This window comes from Shewanella sp. Actino-trap-3 (assembly GCF_002836275.1).
GTDB lineage: Bacteria > Pseudomonadota > Gammaproteobacteria > Enterobacterales > Shewanellaceae > Shewanella > Shewanella psychromarinicola.
Genome location: NZ_PJCE01000001.1, coordinates 3,637,848 through 3,659,116, shown reverse-complemented (window position 1 = coordinate 3,659,116; position 21,269 = coordinate 3,637,848). Strand labels below are relative to the sequence as shown.

17 protein-coding genes are annotated in these 21,269 nt (G+C 41.9%); 12 read left to right on the top strand and 5 right to left on the bottom strand.

The window, feature by feature from the left end; genetic code table 11:
• Window positions 1–387 precede the first annotated feature (387 nt).
• The gene (locus CXF80_RS15750) at window positions 388–1,461 is read left to right on the top strand and encodes a nuclease-related domain-containing protein (protein WP_101033891.1); all 1,074 of its coding nucleotides are present in this window, start codon (window positions 388–390) and stop codon (window positions 1,459–1,461) included.
• 61 nt (window positions 1,462–1,522) lie between these two features.
• On the top strand, window positions 1,523–5,479 hold the full coding sequence (locus CXF80_RS15745; protein WP_101033890.1) for an NACHT domain-containing protein: 3,957 nt from the start codon (window positions 1,523–1,525) through the stop codon (window positions 5,477–5,479).
• A gap of 201 nt (window positions 5,480–5,680) precedes the next feature.
• Here the strand turns inward: CXF80_RS15745 and groL are convergent, their stop codons facing one another.
• Both groL and CXF80_RS15735 read right to left on the bottom strand, forming a co-directional pair.
• Complete coding sequence (gene groL / locus CXF80_RS15740) at window positions 5,681–7,321, bottom strand: chaperonin GroEL (protein WP_101033889.1); 1,641 nt, start codon at window positions 7,319–7,321, stop codon at window positions 5,681–5,683.
• A 57-nt stretch (window positions 7,322–7,378) separates the two neighbouring features.
• A complete protein-coding gene (locus CXF80_RS15735; RefSeq protein WP_101033888.1) occupies window positions 7,379–7,669 on the bottom strand; it encodes a co-chaperone GroES in 291 nt (96 codons plus the stop codon).
• 211 nt (window positions 7,670–7,880) lie between these two features.
• Between CXF80_RS15735 and CXF80_RS15730 the strand changes: the two genes are divergently transcribed.
• Both CXF80_RS15730 and CXF80_RS15725 read left to right on the top strand, forming a co-directional pair.
• On the top strand, window positions 7,881–9,323 hold the full coding sequence (locus CXF80_RS15730; protein ID WP_101033887.1) for an MATE family efflux transporter: 1,443 nt from the start codon (window positions 7,881–7,883) through the stop codon (window positions 9,321–9,323).
• 87 nt (window positions 9,324–9,410) lie between these two features.
• On the top strand, window positions 9,411–9,791 hold the full coding sequence (locus CXF80_RS15725; RefSeq protein ID WP_232772118.1) for a hypothetical protein: 381 nt from the start codon (window positions 9,411–9,413) through the stop codon (window positions 9,789–9,791).
• Window positions 9,792–9,956: 165 nt separating this feature from the next.
• Here CXF80_RS15725 and CXF80_RS15720 read toward each other — a convergent pair whose 3' ends face one another.
• Window positions 9,957–10,607: an FxsA family protein gene (locus CXF80_RS15720; RefSeq protein ID WP_101034793.1), complete on the bottom strand. Its 651-nt coding sequence runs from the start codon at window positions 10,605–10,607 to the stop codon at window positions 9,957–9,959.
• Between the two features lie 205 nt (window positions 10,608–10,812).
• Between CXF80_RS15720 and cutA the strand changes: the two genes are divergently transcribed.
• The 6 genes from cutA to CXF80_RS15690 all read left to right on the top strand — a co-directional run bounded on the left by cutA (window position 10,813) and on the right by CXF80_RS15690 (window position 17,756).
• Complete coding sequence (gene cutA / locus CXF80_RS15715; RefSeq protein WP_101033885.1) at window positions 10,813–11,139, top strand: divalent-cation tolerance protein CutA; 327 nt, start codon at window positions 10,813–10,815, stop codon at window positions 11,137–11,139.
• Window positions 11,136–12,995, top strand: a complete 1,860-nt coding sequence (locus CXF80_RS15710; protein ID WP_101033884.1) for a protein-disulfide reductase DsbD — start codon at window positions 11,136–11,138, stop codon at window positions 12,993–12,995. Before cutA ends, CXF80_RS15710 begins: the two co-directional genes overlap by 4 nt.
• 249 nt (window positions 12,996–13,244) lie before the next feature.
• On the top strand, window positions 13,245–14,909 hold the full coding sequence (locus tag CXF80_RS15705; RefSeq protein WP_101033883.1) for a cation:proton antiporter family protein: 1,665 nt from the start codon (window positions 13,245–13,247) through the stop codon (window positions 14,907–14,909).
• A 235-nt stretch (window positions 14,910–15,144) separates the two neighbouring features.
• Window positions 15,145–16,287, top strand: a complete 1,143-nt coding sequence (gene galK, locus CXF80_RS15700) for a galactokinase (RefSeq protein WP_101033882.1) — start codon at window positions 15,145–15,147, stop codon at window positions 16,285–16,287.
• A 31-nt stretch (window positions 16,288–16,318) separates the two neighbouring features.
• A complete protein-coding gene (locus CXF80_RS15695) occupies window positions 16,319–17,353 on the top strand; it encodes an aldose epimerase family protein (RefSeq protein WP_101033881.1) in 1,035 nt (344 codons plus the stop codon).
• Window positions 17,343–17,756: a DUF2391 family protein gene (locus CXF80_RS15690; RefSeq protein ID WP_101033880.1), complete on the top strand. Its 414-nt coding sequence runs from the start codon at window positions 17,343–17,345 to the stop codon at window positions 17,754–17,756. The genes CXF80_RS15695 and CXF80_RS15690 overlap by 11 nt, the downstream gene beginning before the upstream one ends.
• Before the next feature lie 117 nt (window positions 17,757–17,873).
• On the opposite strand, the gene CXF80_RS15685 is transcribed toward CXF80_RS15690, so the two are convergent.
• Both CXF80_RS15685 and CXF80_RS15680 read right to left on the bottom strand, forming a co-directional pair.
• The gene (locus tag CXF80_RS15685; RefSeq protein WP_101033879.1) at window positions 17,874–18,308 is read right to left on the bottom strand and encodes a hypothetical protein; all 435 of its coding nucleotides are present in this window, start codon (window positions 18,306–18,308) and stop codon (window positions 17,874–17,876) included.
• Between the two features lie 360 nt (window positions 18,309–18,668).
• Window positions 18,669–19,682 (bottom strand): NAD(P)H-quinone oxidoreductase, encoded by a 1,014-nt coding sequence (locus tag CXF80_RS15680; RefSeq protein ID WP_101033878.1) that lies wholly within the window; start codon window positions 19,680–19,682, stop codon window positions 18,669–18,671.
• A gap of 196 nt (window positions 19,683–19,878) precedes the next feature.
• On the opposite strand from CXF80_RS15680, the gene CXF80_RS15675 reads away from it, so the two are divergent.
• Complete coding sequence (locus CXF80_RS15675; RefSeq protein ID WP_157822240.1) at window positions 19,879–20,670, top strand: substrate-binding periplasmic protein; 792 nt, start codon at window positions 19,879–19,881, stop codon at window positions 20,668–20,670.
• 173 nt (window positions 20,671–20,843) lie between these two features.
• Window positions 20,844–21,203 (top strand): hypothetical protein, encoded by a 360-nt coding sequence (locus CXF80_RS15670; RefSeq protein ID WP_101033876.1) that lies wholly within the window; start codon window positions 20,844–20,846, stop codon window positions 21,201–21,203.
• Window positions 21,204–21,269: the final 66 nt, after the last annotated feature.

Here is a 21,269-nt window from a genome sequence, read left to right as displayed (position 1 = left end):
AGTCTGCTGTTCTATATAGCCTAGTCTTAAGCAAGACAATAAACACATTTACTCCTGTGTAAAACAAAAAAAACCAACACATCAAGTATCAACGCTATTTATCCATTTTTAAGCTTTTAGACTTTAGCACAGCAATATTTTTCGAAGGATGAATCAGGTTATAACATGTCGCTTCACCAAGACGTTCGGCTTTGATCAATCAACTAAGTGAGTGGTGAAGCAACGCAGTTATTACCGATTTAGACCAGCAAGAAAGCTTACTCTGCCCCAGAGGGATCCCTACTTATTCCTATTGCGGCTTTTAAAATTAAACACTGGCTTTCTTATCGGCATCATAGGTATTATGAGTATGATTATTATCAAGTTATGAATGGATGCTGTTGGTAAATGATTCTTAAAACTAAAACACTACAAATGACCAAAACGCCACAAACGATTGCAGGTCAAAAACAAGAACAGGATGTGGCCTTCTTCTTACGCCGTGCGTTTAAAGACAACCCCGAAGTACTGGTTATCAACGACTTCAAATTCAGCTTTAATGATGAAACGGCTCAAATCGATCACTTGATCGTGTATACCTATGGTTTTGTGCTAATTGAATCAAAAAGCATAAAAGGTCACGTTAAAGTGAACAACCAGGGCGAATGGACACGCAGCTATAACAGCCAATGGTCAGGTATGTCTTCGCCCATCAAGCAAGTTGAGCTGCAACAAGCCTTGTTGAAAGAAATGTTCATGCATCATAGAAATAACATATTAAGTAAGTTACTGGGTATAAAGCAGCAAGGCTTCAATGGACGCTGTTGGCACTATTTATGTGCGGTATCCAGTAATGCTGTGATCGACAGAAAAACCATGCCCAAAGTGATTTCGGACAAACTGTATAAAACTGAGTTTTTGGTCGATGAACTCAAAAATATCATGAACCTTAAACACAAAATAATCCGCTTAATGAACGTCGCAGATACCCGACCAGACTTTAGCCAACGAGAACTCAATTCAATCGGCCAATTTCTTATTAGCCAACATATCGATTCAAATATTCAACAAGCTGACGCTGCTCCGGCACAACTAAAGCAAATCCAACCGATACCAAAAAGACCAGAATTTAAACCAGAGCTTCAGCCAGCGTTAGCGCCCACTAATCATCTAGTTCAATCTAATGGTGCAAGTGTGGCAACACTTGCACCGCTTGTACCGCTTGTACCGCTTGTACCAGTAAACACATTAGCGCCAAACCAACTACCAATACTAAGCTGTAAATATTGCGGTGGATCAACACAATATACACCCATGTATGGCAAGTTCGGTTACTACATCAACTGCAACCAATGCAGCAAAAATACATCGATGAAACAACCATGCCCACAATGCATGAGTAAAAATACCAAAGTCACTAAGCGCAAAGAAACCTACACATTGAATTGTGTGGATTGTGGGTTTGAAAAGCAGATTATTTAGATGGTAAAAAAGTTAACTCAGAGCCTTAGAGATCCCATTTACCATAGGAACTGGCACAAATATGATCGAAAATAGTGTAGAAAGATCTCTTTGGTTTAATCATAAAGATGGCCGTACAGAAATCACAGAATCTGAGCTAGGCGATTTAATCGAACCCTTGATTATTTTAGGTGAGGCTGGAATGGGAAAGTCATTCTTACTTACTCGACTCAGTGAGCGTTCTGGCTACCAATTTTGTACAGCAAGGAAGCTTATTCGCAGCTTTAAACCATCAATGATTCTTGGCAATGCTCGCGTTCTTGTCATAGATGCTTTAGACGAAATTAGTTCTCAAAAAGATGGTGCAGCAGTAGATTCTGTACTCCAAAAACTCCAAGAAATAGGCTGCCCACCTTTTATTTTGTCCTGTCGAGTAGCTGATTGGCAAAGTGCGACTGCTGTAAATTCAATTAGTGACGATTACTCAGAGAAGCCAATTGAGCTTCACTTAATGCCTTTTAGTGATAACGACATCCAGAACTTTTTATCTCTATCATTAGGGGATATACAATCCAAGGCCGTCATTCAACATTTTAATTCTCGTGGTTTAAGTCAATTACTGGGAAATCCCCAAACACTTGAGTTAATTTCTAAAGTAGCTAAAAAAGGTGATTTACCCAATAGTAAAAGTGAACTATTTGAGCGAGCTATTGATGTACTCTGGTGTGAGCATAATGACATAAAAGCTCAAACTCAGCTTGATAAAGAAACAACGATAAACGCTTCAGGAGCGGCCTTTGCTAGTTTAATTTTGACTGGTAACGAGGCTTTAACTCGTAAGGCTGCTGCCAATGTTGAAGAAGGCGAATTATCGTTTTCAGATATACGCACACTACCCAATGCAGAAACTCTCAATGATGTTATTGCAACGCGGTTGTTTAAAAGTTGTGGAGTGGATAGATTTAGCTATCTACATCGCAGCATAGGTGAATACCTTGGAGCGAAATGGTTAGCTCAACATTCAAACTCAGGCACTAACAAAAGACGGTTTCTGTCGCTTTTTTATTGTGATGGTTTAGTACCTGCCAGTTTGAGAGGTATTCATGCTTGGTTAGCTCAAGACCATACACTAAAGCCTATCATTATCGAAAATGACCCAATGGGATTTATTGAATACGGTGATGCTGACGTACTTACTGTTAATCAAGCACGTATTCTTTTGACCGCTTTACAAAAATTAGCGGATGAAAATTCTCATTTTCGAGATTGGAAAAAATATTCTGTTCGAGGATTAATCCATGATGAGCTTTTTGATGAATTAAAGCAGTTAATCATCTCCACAAATACTCCATTAGGGTTGCGAAAGCTATTACTTGAAGCGTTCCAGAATACTGAAGCCAGCTTTCAATTAGCTGAAGATTTAAAAATAATAACATTAGATAAAAAAGATAGTTTTACTATTAGAAATACGGCATTAGAAGTTTTAATTGATAGCAAAGCCCAAACTAATATGCCAATTATATTAAATTCACTATACAAATATAATGATGCGGACTCATTACGTATAGTAATTGAGGCAATTGAGCATCTTGACTTCAATTATGTTGAAGACAAACTTATCGTAGATACTGTCATTGCTTATGCTGGTAGTAAAGAGCACGTTTTTGGAGTCCTATATTCAATTCAGCGGAGTTTACCTGAAAACCGTATTGGCAACATTCTAGATTTACTTGCTGATACACTCACAGGTCAAGGTAAGTGGCATGAGCGTTCAGGAGATCATGAACTTACTGACTTTACCCATCATCTAGTCTTGAGAAAACTAAAAAATACAGAAGTTAAAGTTGAAAGAATTTGGACTTGGTTAAGCCCATTTCATAGTTCACAAGCATACAACCGAGATAACCTAAAAGAACTCAATATATTTATATCAGAGAATAATGAACTAAAACTAGCAATTCAAAAATGGGTATTACTTGACTCACCTTCAACAAAATTTGTTAGAGAAAGAAATTATAAACTCACAGATTCTTTCCCCGTTCTGGCACCTAACGAGCAAGATTTAATCTTACTTCTCAATACGTTGGATCATCATGATGAAACTGAACAGCGTTGGAGAGATTTGATACAGCTCTGTTACCATGATGGTGTAGAGGGAAGTCAATTACGACAAACAGCGCAAAAGTTTACTCAGAATAAACAAGTCGATATTGAATGGTTAACGAGCTTAGCTACTCCACTAGTCTCATTGTGGCAAATTGAGCAAGAAGAAAATCAGCGAAAATATCAAGAAAAAGTCGCTTCAAGGAATGAAATTCACCGACAGCAGTTTCTACCCCACATTAGTAAAATGCGATCAGGAAATTTGAAAGACATAGTCAATCCAGCTCAGGCATATTTAAAGCAATTTAGTGATTTGGGACAACAAAGTCCAGCACATGAACGTATTGCAGAGTGGCTTGGTGATGAATTAAGTGATGCCGCTTTTGAGGGCTTTGAAGCATACTTAACTAAAAAACCTTTCTTTCCTTCATCCCATGAAATAATGAAAATAAGAGAAGATAGGCCATATTATAATGCTGAGTACATCATTATCGTAGCTGTCGCAGAACGCGTAAGAAAACGGCTGGAACTTAAAGACCTCCCCGATGAGGTAATATTATCAGTATTATTTTCATTACGACATCATTCTCATATTGAACAACACGCAGGAATCAATGAACTTGGCGTAACAGAGTTCGTTGAGCAAGAGATAGAAATTCGTGGTCTTTGGGAAACTGCCACCAGACGTTTTTATGAACCACAACTTGAAGCTAATAAAGAATGTATTTTAGGCTTTCATGAGCTTATGCGTAATGACAATAAAAAAAATGCCTGTAATCAATTAGCGCTTGAATGGCTAAAACGTTTTAAGACTCTTCATGAAAATTCAGAAAATGAGTTAATTAAGAGGCTTGTTTACTCATATCATTTTGATGAATTAAGAAGTTTATTTGATGAATATCTAGACCTTAAAAATAGAACTCATCGTCCCATCTGGGATGCTGTGTGTTTTATTGCTGATTTTCATAATATCACTGAAAAATTAGGAGACCAAATCGACTCGGGGCTTATTTGGCAGTTGCGCGAATTAATACAAGGTCACTACAGACACGGTTCACCTTTAGAGCTGAGTTTTGCCCAATGTGAATGGATAGTACAAACATTTAGAGTTCAATGGCCTACTGCAGAGCTCCAAAATGAAGAAATGTACGGCTCTAATAATGCTTGGGATGCCAGTCAATTCATAAACTCCTTTATTGAACGTATAGGAAAATCTACAGATATAGAGGCAGTTAAAGTGATAAGACGATTACGACAAGCACCAGAAGATAGCTACACATCGTGGATAAAAGTTATAGCTGCCGAGCAGCATCGTCTTGTTGTTGAGGCCAGCTATACACCACCAACTTTAGCTACAATCAAGGCTATCACTTGTAATAATCTTCCTAAATCAATAGCTGATCTCCAAGCGTTAATCATTGCAGAGTTAGAAATCGTTCAAGCAAAAATTAAAAGTGATGATGTAGATAGCCGTTGTGTGTTCTATGATGATAAACATTTTGCTCACAAAGAAGAACGTTGTAGTAGCGCATTAATTGGATTACTTCGCCAAGGTATGAGAAGTATTGAATATACTCCGGAGCAACATGTATCAAATGACAAAGAAGTTGATATAACTTGTGCTATAGATCAACTTAGACTTCCGATAGAAGTAAAGGGGCAATGGCATAAGGATCTATGGCACGCAGCAGATACACAGCTAGATAGACTTTATACACAAGATTGGCGAGCAGAAAATCGTGGTATTTATTTAGTACTTTGGTTTGGTCAAAATCAGCCACCAAATAAAAAATTAAAGACCCCCGGTAAAGGTAAAACTAAGCCTAAATGTGCCAAAGAGTTACGAGTAATGCTCAAGGGAAATTGCCTAGCAACTCAACAAGGGCGTGTAGAAATCTTTGTTTTAGATCTTGAACCGTTGCCTCATAACCAATAACAAAAAGCCCCGATACAGTTAAGTATCGAGGCTTTCTCTTTTCTTTTACAAGAAGTTTGGTTCTAAGCTTTTAGGCTTTAGAACGACAAGCAATATAGCGCAGGATAAATCGTGTTAGAACAAGGCGCTTTACCACGATGTTTAGTTTTTCATAAACGAGTGGTGAAGCAACGCAGTTATCACCGATTTAGACAAGCTAGATTACATCATGCCGCCCATTCCGCCCATACCACCGCCCATTCCGCCCATATCTGGCGCAGACTCTTGTGGTATTTCAGCGATCATCGCTTCAGTCGTGATCATTAAGCCCGCGATAGACGCTGCGAACTGTAATGCACTACGGGTCACTTTAGTTGGGTCAAGGATACCCATTTCTAACATGTCGCCGTAAGTGTCGTTACCTGCGTTGTAACCGAAGTTACCTTCACCGTTTTTAACAGTGTTAGCCACAACTGATGCTTCTTGACCTGCGTTAGTCGCGATTTGACGTAAAGGCGCTTCCATCGCACGTAGCGCAATAAGCACACCGTGCTTTTGGTCTTCGTTAAGCACGTCAATATCTTTAATCATGCTTGCAACGCGAACAAGGGCTACACCACCACCGGCTACAACACCTTCTTCAACCGCTGCGCGAGTAGCATTTAATGCATCTTCAACGCGGGCTTTTTTCTCTTTCATTTCAACTTCAGTTGCTGCGCCAACTTTAATGACTGCAACACCGCCAGCTAACTTAGCCATACGCTCTTGTAGCTTTTCTTTGTCGTAGTCTGATGTTGACTCTTCAACTTGTTGTTTGATTTGCGAAACGCGAGCTGAAATCTGCACTTGGTCGCCGTTACCATCGATGATGGTGGTGTTATCTTTAGTAATGATAACGCGCTTGGCAGTACCTAAATCTTCTAGTGTCGCTTTTTCAAGTTCTAGGCCGATTTCTTCAGCGATAACAGTACCGCCAGTTAAGATGGCTACATCTTGAAGCATGGCTTTACGACGGTCACCAAAACCAGGAGCTTTAACTGCAGCCACTTTAACGATGCCACGCATGTTGTTGACAACCAATGTTGCTAATGCTTCGCCTTCAACGTCTTCTGCAACGATAAGCAATGGCTTACCTGTTTTAGCTAGACCTTCAAGGATTGGCAGCAATTCACGGATATTAGACACTTTTTTGTCTACTAATAAAATGAATGGGCTGTCTAATTCAATGCTACCAGTTTCTGGCTTGTTGATGAAGTACGGTGATAGGTAACCACGATCAAACTGCATACCTTCAACAACGTCTAATTCGTTTTCAAGCGCTTGGCCTTCTTCAACGGTGATAACGCCTTCTTTACCGACTTTTTCCATTGCAGTTGCAATGATTTCGCCGATTGACTCATCAGAGTTAGCAGAGATAGTACCGACTTGGGCAATCGCTTTAGTGTCAGCACAATCTTGAGAAAGTAATTTAAGCTCAGCAACGGCTGCGATAACTGCTTTGTCGATACCACGCTTAAGGTCCATTGGGTTCATACCCGCTGCAACTGCTTTTAAGCCTTCAACAACAATAGCTTGAGCTAATACTGTTGCAGTAGTAGTACCGTCACCGGCTGCATCATTTGATTTAGAAGCAACTTCTTTAACCATTTGTGCGCCCATGTTTTCGAACTTGTCTGTCAGTTCGATTTCTCTCGCAACTGACACACCGTCTTTGGTGATCATTGGCGAACCAAAGCTTTTATCTAAAACAACGTTACGACCTTTAGGGCCTAAGGTCACTTTAACTGCGTTGGCTAGGATGTTAACGCCCGCAAGCATTTTTACGCGTGCGTCGTTACCAAATAAGACTTCTTTTGCTGCCATTTTTGATGTTCCTTTAAATTTGTTGATTAACTGGAAAGTCGAGTTGATGCAAGAGGCTTAGCCTACTACTGCCATCAGGTCAGCTTCTGACAGGATTAAGACTTCTTCTCCGTCAATTTTTTCTTTCTTGACGCCATAACCTTCATTGAAGATCACAACGTCGCCCACTTTAACGTCAAGCGGAGTAACTGAACCGTTTTCTAAGATGCGACCGTTGCCTACAGCAAGGATTTCACCACGAGTTGATTTCTCAGCTGCGCTGCCTGTAAGCACAATACCGCCGGCTGATTTTGATTCAACTTCTAAACGTTTAACGATAACGCGGTCATGTAATGGACGAATATTCATCTATGAACTCTCCTAATGATGTGATGCCCAGAAAACGAGGCTATTGACTAACAAATAAGGGTTTCCCCCTTAATGCATGTGATATGGGGGTGATTGATCACAGATCCAAGGGGACTTAAAAAAAAAACTCTACTTTTTTAAGTCTGATTTATTAATGCTGCACTAATCCTGATAGAATTCTGTTCCTTTGAAATATTAAGACCGAGAATAGATGAAAGACAGACATGGGTTGCTCACAGCCCCAATTGGTCGTGTTCTGCTTAACATGACCTTGCCTAACCTGATTGGCATTATGACCATTCTCGGTGGCAGTCTGGTAGACATCTTTTTTATCAGTCAGTTGGGCACTGAAGCACTGGCGGCGGTGAGTTTTACCTTCCCGGTAACCTTGGTCATTTCGAGTATCGGTATCGGCATTGGTGCTGGCGTGTCGACCAATCTGGGGCGCTTGATTGGTTCTGGGCATGCGCCCGAGTCTAGAGTGTTTTTATATGACACCTTGTGCATGACCTTAGTTATTATTTGGGGGTTATCGATACTCGGCTGTGTCTTGATTGAACCTACTTTTAGTTTGCTGGGTGCCAATAGTGCCAGTTTGCCATTAATACATGACTACATGTGGTACTGGTATTTAGGTGCCCCTGCATTAGTGTTAGTGATGGTGGGTAATCAGGGATTACGTGCCACGGGTGATACCCGCTCACCGGCTAAAATTATGATGCTCGCCGCCATTGTAAACTTAGTACTCGACCCGCTACTTATCTTTGGCATTGGCCCTTTTCCTCGATTAGAAATACAAGGCGCAGCCATTGCGACAACGCTTTCCTGGGTGATGGCAATGTCGTTGTCGGGCTACCTGATTATTGTTAAGCGTAAACTGGTCAAGTTTGCTCGCTTTGATGTTGGTCGATTAATTTTGCATTGGAAGGTATTAGCTCATATTGCCCGCCCAGCGGCATTAATGAATGTGATTAACCCTATTACTAACGGCATTATCATGGCGATGTTAGCCCGAATTGATAATACCGGCGTTGCAGCGTTTGGCGCAGGTATTCGCCTTGAGTCGGTGTCGCTAATTGTGGTGATGGCGCTGTCATCGAGTTTAATGCCCTTTATTGCGCAAAATTTAGGTGCTGGCCAGCCTGAACGCGCTAAAAAAGCCTTATTGATGTCGTTGCAATTCGTGTTTGTATTTCAAACATTGCTGTATATTCCACTGTATTTTAATGCTGATTTTATTGCTGGATTGTTTACTCACGACCCGCTTGTTATCGAGTGGCTGAGTTTTTATATCCTAGTGTTACCTGTCGCTTATGGGCCTCTGGGTATTGTGATTATTTTTGCCACTAGCTTAAACGCTTACCATAGGCCGTTGAGTTCACTGGTGATTAACTTGTGTCGGTTAATGTTATTGATGTTACCGCTAGCGGTTTTAGGATCTTATGTTGGTGGGGTAAAAGGTATTTTACTGGCACTGCCCATTACCAATACGCTTATGGGCTTAGCTTGTTATTATTTGGCGACTAAAATTAGCGAGCCAGACAACATTAAGCATGCTGTACCTTGTCCCGACAAATCCGAGCCAACTGACACTGGCGCAGCCGACAAACAAGTTGATGCAAAAGACTCAGCAACTCACCTTGGCGAATATTAAACTGTGTTAATGATGCCGACCAAACTTGCTTTTTAATCGCTGTCAGAGGATTAATAGCAGTATATTAATCGAAAATACAATTAAGCTATGATGAAAAAATCCATTTATGCCGCCATGCTCTCTGGCATTATTTGCCCTGGCAGTGGTCAACTCTGGTTAGGTAAAAAATTACAGGGCTGGGGGTTTATCAGTGTCAGTGTGGTCTGCATTATGGTGCTTATGGACCAGATGATCAGTCGAGCACAAGTCATTGCAGAGCAAATTTTAGCGGGCAATATCGGCAACGATTTAGCCTCAATTTATGCTGCTGTATCAGAGGTCGCACTCGACACAGGCAGCTCAAGCATGTCGGCGTTAACCTGGGTATTTTTGGCCAATTGGGGCTTGAGTATCATTAGTGCATTTTGGTTTGGCGCTCAGCAGGATAAACAACTTCAGCTACAAACAGACACAAAAACAGCCGAATAATGGATCTATCGGCTGTTTCGCTGTTTCTTTCATTAGGGCTTAAACGCCACACCCAATCGAACACGCTCTAAAAATTGAACCCCAAAGCGACTATTTTAACAATAATGATCTAAACCTAATGACCTCAACGTAAGACTCAATGGACATTGAATTCGCTGGGTAACACTACGTCGGTTTGTTGTCATCTTTAGGGTTAACGGGCTCAACATCAATAATGTCGTCACGCTTGTCGTCATGGTTATCTTTATGACTGTTTTGATGCTTGTCTTCATTAAGGTTGTCATCAACATCGTCATGCTCAATTTGATGGCTACGAGGTTGCTCATTTCTATGTTCAAAATCACCGTCGAAGGTGTTGCCGGGTTGATCAGATGGTTTTTGTCCCGCAAATGGACCTGATGGCCCAAAAGGACTTTGTCCACCGCCAAAACCTGGTTTAAAACCACCATTAGCCACTACGCGTAATTGCATGCGCTTGTAAAAAAATGCCGCAATGGGTGCACGGGTTAACGGTGTTAATAAAATTAAACCGATAAAATCGGTCACAAAACCGGGGATCAGTAATAATACCCCTGCGGCAGCTAGCATCATGCCTTCGACAATTTCCTGCCCAGGCGCTTCGCCTCGAGCTAACTTTTGTTGCACTGACATTAGGGTGCTTAAACCTTGGCTACGCACCAACGACACCCCGACTACGGCAGTAAAGAGCACTAAACCAACCGTGGGCCACGAGCCAATCGAACTGGCAACTTCAATGATCACATTGAGCTCTATAACCGGTATTAAAACAAATATTAACAATAAAATAAAAAACATATTGGCCTCTAATGATCGCTTTTTGATAGAGTGGCGACCGATAAAATAACTGTTGCCGATGAAACTTAAATGGGGGTGAGCAGGTCTGATTTCAAGACAGGTCACGAATATCACCTCAGTTTAATGAAAATGCGTTTAAAAAAGCGTACTGTGATGACTTTTAGCATGATAACAGCATTAACTTAAGTAAACTTTAAGACAACTTATGTATAAACCCGAACAGCTACTTATTTTAACCACTTGTCCCGATGTTGAAATCGCTTCACGTATTGCGACTGCATTAGTAGCGGCCCAATTAGCGGCTTGTGTACAAATAGGCCAAGCCGTTGAGTCAATATATCACTGGGACAATAACATTTGTCAGTCAAATGAAGTGCCGATGCAGATAAAATGCATGGCAACTGATTATCATGCAATTGAACAACTCGTGATCCAAATGCATCCTTATGAAGTACCAGAATTCATTGCCACTCCGATTATCGTTGGTTTTGGCCCTTATTTACAATGGATAAAAGACAACTCACCATCATGAAAAAAATCGTCGCAATATGCCTCACATCATTGTTAATGATGTCGTCAATCATACTCGCGCCAGCAGCACACAGTGCTGATGTCTTGAGTAATAAATTCAGTTTTTTAAGCAGTGAACCAGAATTAATGAAGGTGAACGATGCTTTTGTGTTTGATTACCAACAACAAGGTAATCAACTCAAAATCAATTTTGTGATCGCCGAAGGCTATTATTTATACCGCGACAAGCTACAGTTTTCCGTCGACGGTGCGGTGATTGGTGATATTGCATTACCCCATGGCAAAAACCATCATGACGAATACTTTGGCGACCAAGAGGTGTTTTACTCGTTTGTTGAAATCCCGATTGCTTTTAAAGAAGCGCAAGCAGATGCAGTATTTCATGTCACCTTTATGGGTTGTGCTGAAGGGACCTTGTGTTATCCACCCACCAAACACGATGTTACCTTATCCGCTATTGATGCTAATGATGGCAAGTTAACCAGCAAAAAAGTGATTGGCGCACCTGATGAAGCACAATCATCAACGGCGACCGATGCCCCAGCCGCACCGATTACCCAACAAGACACCTTAAACCATAGACTACAAAACGACAGTCTATTATGGACCTTAGTGATTTTCTTTGGTTTGGGAATAGGCTTAGCATTAACGCCTTGTGTATTCCCAATGTACCCTATTTTGTCTGGCATTATTGTTGGTCAAGGCAAGAAGCTGTCTACAGCCAAAGCCTTCACCCTATCAATGGCCTATGTGCAAGGTATGGCGATTACCTATTCCTTACTCGGGTTAGTGGTGGCCTCTGCCGGACTTAAGTTTCAAGCGGCCTTACAACACCCGGCCATTTTGATTTTCTTAGCGGTGATGTTTGTATTGCTGAGCTTGTCGATGTTTGGCATGTACGATTTAAAACTGCCATCAAAATGGCAACAAAAAATGAACTCGATGTCGAACAACCAAAAAGGTGGCAACCTCATTGGTGTGTTTATGATGGGAGTGATTTCTGGTTTAGTCGCTTCGCCTTGTACCACAGCGCCATTATCTGGGGTGCTCATTTACGTGGCGCAGTCTGGCGACTTACTGCAAGGCTTTTTAGCCCTGTATGTATTGAGCATGGGGATGGGCGTACCGTTATTAATTATTGGCACTTCGGGTGGTAAAATCTTACCGCGCGCAGGGGCTTGGATGGACATCATTAAAACCGTCTTTGGCTTCTTACTGATTTCAGTATCGATTGTGATGATTGGCCGTATTTGGCCTGGTTTAGTGTCCGATTTACTTTGGTCAGTATGGGCAATAAGCTTAATCGCTTACTTAATGCATCAAAACAGGTTGTCAGCATTTAACTGGAAACAAAGCACTCGAGGGGTGTTGTTATTGCTGGCTTTGATGGCAAGTTTCTCCTATGGCTTCCAAGCATTAATGACCAGCTTTGGTCATCAATCCTCAAATATGACCCAAACCGGTATAGATGGCAAAGCCAACACCGAAGCCAATCACTTTATCCATATTAAGTCGCTGGAAGACTTAGAACTTGAATTGGATAAAGCCAGTATTAGCGGTAAAACGGTGATGTTAGATTTATATGCCGACTGGTGTGTGGCCTGTAAAGAATTTGAAGCCATTACCTTTAAAAATGCCGAGGTTGCAGCGCGCATGAGTCAAATGGTGTTATTGCAAGCCGACGTGACCGCCAGCGATGATATTGATATTACTCTTTTAGAACATTATGGCGTATTAGGTTTACCCACCTTGTTAATGTTTAATAGCGATGGCGAACAACGTAAAGACTTACGCGTTACCGGCTTTATGGGCCCAAAAGACTTTGCCGCTCACTTAGATTTACTGTTAGCAAAGTAAATTAACCGACTCATTTAGCGCATAAGTTAATGCGCTAAATTAAGTACGTTAATGAAATTCACTCAATCAGTGATCTTATAGCGTAAAACGAGTTCGTAAAATAATTCCGTAAAAAATAATGTAAAAAAACAATGTAAAACAGCATCTTTAGTCACTAAAGATGCTGTTTTTGCATTTAAGCAACGAAAGTCATCGAAAGTTAACCTTTTTCTTATACAATACGGTTTTATTGTTTATTTAAGGCGCTTTATGGAACCCGCAATCCTGATCATAACCCTATTGTGCGGCATGCTTGTCAGCCGAGTAGGTTTACCACCACTCATTGGTTATCTTGCTGCTGGTTTTGTATTGTTCACCTTAGGCATTAAAGACACTAGCTTACCTATTTTGCAGCAATTGGCTGACTTAGGTGTCACCTTACTGCTATTTTCCATTGGCCTTAAACTTGATCTTAAGAGCCTTTTTAAAGCCGAAGTATGGGCAGGCTCAAGCTTACATTTAATTGGTTCGCTTTTATTTTTTGTGCCCATGCTCAAGTTATTGGGCTTTTTAGGCATCGAGCAGCTGGACGGATTTAGCTTTAATCAACTGATGTTGATTTCGTTTGCATTAAGTTTTTCCAGTACCGTGTTTGCCGTAAAAGTGCTTGAAGATAGCGGTGATATGCAGTCGCTTTATGGCCGCGTGGCGATTGGTATCTTGATTATGGAAGACATCTTCGCCGTGATATTTTTAACCATTTCTAAAGGTGATATTCCGTCTGTTTGGGCTTTTGCTTTACTCTTGTTGCCGTTAGCAAGGCCGCTTATTTATAAAGTGTTTGATCGCGTCGGCCACGGTGAAATGCTGGTATTGTTTGGCCTGGTGATGGCATTAGTGGTGGGTGCATGGTTATTTGAAGCCGTGGGGCTAAAACCTGATTTAGGCGCGCTTATTGTGGGTATTTTATTAGCAGGGCATGCTAAATCATCGGAATTAGCCAAATCGATTTATTACTTTAAAGAAATATTTTTAATCGCCTTTTTCTTAACCATTGGCTTAAACGGATTACCAACATTAGCTGATATCGGCTTAGCCAGTATTTTAGTGCTGTTGATCCCGGTTAAGATTTTGATGTTTATCTACTTGCTCACCCGCTTTAAACTGCGCTCGCGCACCTCATTATTAGCCTCATTTAACTTAGGTAACTACAGTGAATTTGGGTTAATTGTCGCCGCTGTTGCGGCGCATAAAGGCTGGTTACCGCCAGAATGGCTGATCATTATCGCGGTCGCGTTAAGCATCAGTTTCTTATTTGCTGCACCGCTGAACAGCAGCGTCGCAAAAATTTACTTGCGCTATCAAGCCAAGCTGATAAAGCTAGAACGTCACCCATTACATCCTGAAGATCGTCAAATCCGCATTGGTAATCCGCGCTTCTTAATCTTAGGTATGGGACGAATTGGTTGCGGTGCTTATGATGAACTGCATTCAAAATTTACCGGCGAAATTTTAGGGATTGAGCATAAACAAGAATTGGTTGATTTTCATCGTAGCCAAAACCGTAATGTCGTCCAAGGTGACGCTGGCGATACTGATTTTTGGGAGAAGCTTGAGCGGGCGCCAGATTTAGAATTAGTCTTGTTGGCGATGCCTAATCACGTCGGTAATTTATTTGCGGTACAACAACTGCAAAAATTAAACTACCAAGGAAAAATCAGTGCCATTGTACAGTACGCTGAAGATGCTGAATCGTTGAAAGATTCAGGTGTGCACACTGTATATAACTTGTATGAAGCGGCGGGTGCCGGTTTTGTTGATCATGTGATCAAAGAGTTACTCGACTCTCCGCCAGAAATCACCCCAGACTCATTGACGAAGAATAATCTTCAGCCAACACGGGCAGTGACCGATGAAGTCTCTTCCGAGTCGTGATAATAAAACGAACAGTCGCCTCAGCTCGGGATAATAAACCGGTTTTTATCGATTTATCCCATTTCTTATACCGAGTTGAGGTTAACTTACCGACGCCTAGATAACTTTCTAGGCGTTTTTGTTTATTGCCGCGTATTGCTGCGGATTAAAAATCTCCGTTACATACACAGTAAAGTCATGCTATAACTCATTAATAAGACTTTTATTGTCACCCTTTTGTTGGATTTTTTGAAGTATGTCAAACCCTGCTCAACGCGCGACTAAATTATTTGTTCAAACATTTGGTACCAAGCCTGACGACTTATACCAAGCCCCTGGGCGAGTGAATATTATGGGCGAGCATACCGACTATAACGAAGGACTCGTACTACCTGCAGCAATTAACTTTCACACTGTGATTGCAGTAAAACATCGCGATGATAATTTATTTCGCGCCGTGACCACAGCTTTTCCAGGACAAATCAAACAATGGCACTTTGGTGAAGAAGGTGCAGTTGCGGCAGGTGATGATTGGTGTCATTACCTCAAAGGCGTGACAGCAGCCATGAACCAATCGGGTTTACGCGCAAATGGCTTAGACTTAGCCATAGTGGGTGACGTGCCACTCGGAGCAGGTTTATCGTCGTCGGCAGCACTTGAAATCGCTTTTGGTACGGCCATCAGTTATGCCAGCCAATTACACTTGTCACCTTTAGCTATTGCCCAATTGGCTCAGCGCGGCCAAAGCCAATTTATGCAGTTAAATTGCGGCATGATGGACCAAATTATCAGCGCGATGGCACAACCCGATCACGCCTTATTGATTGATTGTTTAGAATTAGAAAGCGAAACGGTTTTATTGCCAGAAGAGTTAAGCTTGATCGTGATTGATTTAAAACAAGACCGCCATGGGTTTACCCAGCAATTTGAACAACGCAAACAAGAATGCAACCAGATCACCGCGTTGCTTGGCCTCGACTCACTGCGAGATTTATCACTAAGCCAACTGACCCAAAATAAAGATGTGCTAAGTAATGAGCAATTTCGACGAGCGCGCCATATCATCACTGAAAACCAACGCACCAGTAATGCCGCCAGAGCCTTGCAACAGAATAACATCCCTCGTTTTAGTCAGTTAATGGCTCAGTCTCAAGCATCAATGCGTGATGACTTTGATATTATCACTGTCGAGATAGACACCTTAGTCACTATGGTTGCAACACTTATCGGTGAGCGAGGCGGTGTGCGTATGAGCGATGGTTGTGTGTTAGCGTTGGTCAATCACGACCTCACCGATAAGGTGATTAATGTGGTTGAAAACCAATACCTTAAGCAAACCGGTATCGAAGCAACTATATACTTATGTTCCGCCAGTGGCGGTGCAGGACGCATCGGTTAATCGGTAATGTATCTAGATCAGAGAGGCATAAATGGTACGTTTTAGTGTGCTGGAACCTTGGCAAGATCCCCGTGGTGGTGAGATTGAACGAGTTATAATTGATAATGGCATCATCGCACTTGAAGTATTAAGTTTAGGTGGCATTATTCGATCATTATGGACCCCCGATCGCAGTGGTGAGCGTAAGAATATTGTCTTAGGTTGCGACAGTGTCGAAGACTATTTAGTCCAACAAGTCCATTTAGGCGCCATTGCAGGACGTTATAGCAATCGTATTGCCAATGGCAAAACGCAATATAATGGTAACGAGTATCATCTTAGCGTTAACCAAGCGAGCAATTGTTTACATGGCGGCATTGAGGGCTTCAATCGCAAGTTGTGGCAGCTTGGGGCGTTAAGTGATGGCATGCGCTTAACCTTAAAAAGCCCAGACGGCGACATGGGATTTCCGGGCAATTGTACTGTGCAAATCGATTACCGTTTGGTGGCTAACAACTTGTACGTTGAAATGCTCGCCAGCACCGATAAAGCCTGTCCAATCAGTTTAACCCAACACAGCTACTTTAATTTAGACGGCAATCGCAGCGACACCAACCAACAACATACCTTGCAAGTGGATGCGAAAACCTACCTCACCATGAACGATGTTGGCATACCAACGTCAATGCAAGCGACTGCGGGCAGCGACTTAGACATGGCTGTACCTACGCCAATGTCGGTACAAACTGGGCGCGCTGCATTAGCCGCTACCAAGGGGTTTGATCATTGCTATGTGTTAGATAACCCTGGGGCAGACTTGCAACGTTTTGGCTGTTTAGCCAGCCCCAATAGCGGTCGTAGCATGACGGTTTATACCAATCAACCTGGGGTACAAGTGTATGGCGCTAACTTTTTACAAGGCACTATTGGCAAAAAACAGCGAATATTGAACGACCATCAAGCTGTGTGTATTGAACCGCAAATGCTACCTGATTCACCTAATCAACCCGACTTACCTGGCGATGTGTGGATAAGACCTGGCCAAGTGTATCACCACATAACTCGATACCAGTTCGATGCCGAGTAATCCGCCGGGAAAGACGACATTTAACGCCGAAGATATTGGCCAAATTGCCGTGGGCGCTTTTGCCCTGTCGGTGCCGATAGCATTTTCTGAAGAAGCATGGCGCTTATCGGCAAGCTTACCGACATTAAATTTGGTTCTGGTGGTGGTGTTATCGCTGGCATTTATTACTCTGTTTGCTTACCAAAGTGTATTTCAGGCAAATATTGTTAAGCGCAGAGGAGCCTTTTTTTTGCGGGTGATAGCGGCGTATATATTGACGTTATTGGTGGTGGGTATTGTGCTATTGGCATTAAATAAATTGCCCTTATGGGACGATCCCATTTTAGCATTAAAACGGATTATTTTGATTGCGATGCCCGCATCCATGGGGGCGATAATTGTCGACAGTTTCGACAAAGAATAAACGGCATAAAGAATGGATTATTCTTTATGCCGTTAGTCATCTATAACAAATAAAAATAGGATTATAAGATTAACCACAGAAACACCTTGAGTCGGAGACTTAATGTTATCTGCTTGTTTAATCGTCTACGCTATCCCCCATTTCATCAAAGCTATCGTCATCATCATCGTCATCTAATTCTGGGATGTCATCATCTGTGTCAACAATTTCATCTGGCTCTGGTACAGGTTTAGCCTTACGAGAAGGCGCAGTATCAGGTACTTTTGACAAATCGATACGTGATTGATGTTTTAACATAAACTCAGCACGCTCCGCTTTCCAAGCTTCATTTAACTCAGCGACAGCGACTTTTGTTTGCTCATCATCCAAGTCATATAAATTAACTTTAACGATGTCTTCTACATACTCAACAATTGTGTTTCGAATTGTATTGTATAAGTAGATGCGTCCCGGAGACGCTTCTGGCAATTGATTATCATGAACGACAATCGTATTACCTTTCGATGTTCTTAATTCACCAAACCAAACTTGTTTTTTTGCCGTGTTATACATATATGCTAACGCCCTTAATCAACACATATTCTAAAAATGATGCAGAATTATTGAAGATAACATCTTCATACTGCGCCACGATTATCTGTTCTGTATTTGTGTGGGTATTTAACCAGAATATTTCTGATAATCAATGCCTAAAACGATGAATTTTTCACGTAATCGTATAAAATGCCGGTTGTAGCCAGTTTTTTACACTTTACTGTCATTTTTCTCACCAAATAAACGTCCCACAAAAGTGATTAACCACTTTCAGGCCAATCACTATGTCATCACGACTTTAGCTTAAAAAAACCAAGCTTCAAGTTTTTTATCAAAATATATCGCTGATTAAGACCCAATCGCTACTCTGTGCATGACTTAATCAGCTTGCGCTTGCAGAGCTAACACTATTTTGCCTTTATGTTGCCCAGACTCCATTCGCTGGTGCGCCTCAACCACCTGCGAAAAAGCAAATACGCTGTCGACAGGGATACTCATTTCACCGTTATTCAATAATGGCCATACATATTGAGCCAAGCCTTGTGCAATTTGGGCTTTATTAGCCACACTTTGTGGTCGAAGGGTTGAACCTGTCCACACTACCCGCTTCGCCATAATGCGGAAAATATCCACGTTGGCCTGTGCACCACGCTCCATTGATACCGATACCATGCGCCCGTCTACTGCGATGGCTTTTAAGTTCTCATTAATAAAGTCGCCACCGGCAATGTCCATAATCACATTAACCCCTTGGCCACCCGTCGCCTCTAAGATGGGTTCAACAAAATGCTGCTGGTTATAATTAATCGCCACACTGGCGCCTTGCTCAAGACAATATTGGCATTTTTCTGCACTGCCCGAGGTAGCAAAAACGGTCGCGCCTAGACAACTCGCCATTTGAATCGCAGTAGTACCAATTCCGCCAGAACCACCATGAATAAGCACGGTTTCACCTGCTTTAAGCCCGCCGCGAATAAATAAGTTACCCCAAACAGTAAAAAAGGTTTCTGGCAGAGCAGCAGCTTGTACGTAACTGTAACCGGTGGGAATAGGTAAGCAATGAGCTGCGTAAGTATTGACTAACTCGCCATAGCCGCCACCAGGCACTAATGCACACACTTTATCGCCTACTCGCCACTGAGTGACATCGTCGGCTACAGCAACAATTTCACCCGCCACTTCTAAACCAAGAATAGGGCTGGCATCTGCTGGAGGTGGGTAAGCACCAGCGCGCTGTTTGATATCTGGGCCATTAACGCCAGCAGCATACACTTTAATCGTCACTTGGCCCGCGGTTGGCATCGCAAGCGTTGACTGAGTCATGGTCATCACACTGGGTTCGCCGGTTTGTTCAACAACCACATGGGTAAATTGTCTATTTAATGTCGCCATAAAAATATTATCTCGGTTGGTTGTTATCAAAAAGTAACCAGAATTAACAACCTGTTATAGGGCTCTGGGATCTGTTCACAAAACAGACATGTTTATTAAGGAACAACTAAACTAGTATCTTTTTTAATCAAAAAAGGTTGTCTATACACTTTAAACAATTACTATACTCGCCCATTCAAATCATGGAGCAAAATACTTGTTAAAGTACTTTATCGTTTTACTGTCTCTTTTCAGTATTAATGCCCACTCTGCGCCTCTTCGTATCGCCTCAGATATTTGGTGTCCGTATATCTGCGAAAATCAAACTGGATACGTTGTAGAACTAACCCGTCGCGCTTTTGAGATCCAAGGTCAAGCCGTTGAATTTCGAAAGCTTCCGTTTAAGCGGGCATTGATTGAACTGCAAAGAAACAATATTGATGCAGTCCTTGCACTGACCTCAAGCGCGATAGCCGACAATCAATTACTCAGTGCTGATGTGATTTTGGGCTATAACAGCAACGACTTTTATACTCTTGTTGACAGTAATGAGTCATTTAAGCAGATTAGCGACCTGAATAAAACTCAACAAGCGGCGATAGTGAATGGTTACGGCTATGGCGCAGCACTTGACGCCTGGTTTAACGCGCATGCTAATACGTACTTTGCCTCAGGTAGCGATCCATTAGCGATGAATATTATTCGCCTTGTAAAAGGCCGTCATTCCGTGATCGTCGACAACAGAAATGTTATTGAGTACACCGCGAGTCAATTAAATTTAAGTAAACAGCTTCGCTATGCTGGCACCATAGGAAAACCTGTGCCCTTGTATGTTGGTTTTAGTCAGCAAAATAAAGCCCATGCGATCACCTTTGCTAACGGCATAGAGATACTAAAAGCTAATGGCGAATATCAACAGATTATCAATAAGTACAAAATTTTACCTGAATTAACCTCAGGTGAAGCCCGCCACAAAAACCTGCAAAAGTTTCTGCCTAGCTTCAATTAATACTGCTAGCTGTTTTTATGCCATAGGGAATTGGCATCAGCAAGGTGCAAAACTTCGTAACACTCTTCTCACTGCATAACCTTGTCAACTTAGTTACACTCCGCCAACAAAAACATAATAAATCATCATTTTGGGATTATTGGCATCAGCTTGCTGACGTCATAGGAGTATTTGTGCGCGTGTATCGTCACCAGCTGTTATTGGCATTGACCAGTTCAGCAACCTTTACAAGTTCGGCTACAGAAATGGTCCAAAGCAAGCAGCATTTCGACGACAAGTTTCGTCAACTTGAAGAGAGCCTACCCACGCCAAATGATTATCGCAATGCCGCTGGTAAACCGGGAATCGATTACTGGCAACAGCAAGTTGATTATAAAATCAATGTCACACTTGATGAACCAAAGCGTCGTATTCAAGGTGAGCAAGTGATTACTTACCACATTAATGTTGAGCGTAATAAGCACGTTACTTCAGCAAGACTGCACATTGCAGACGCTTGGCAGTATATTGAAGTGGCACCGGCTAGCAAATAAACACAGATCACCGTCACCTAATGACAAAATAGCAAGCGCCATACTGACCAACCAATACTTCTGGTA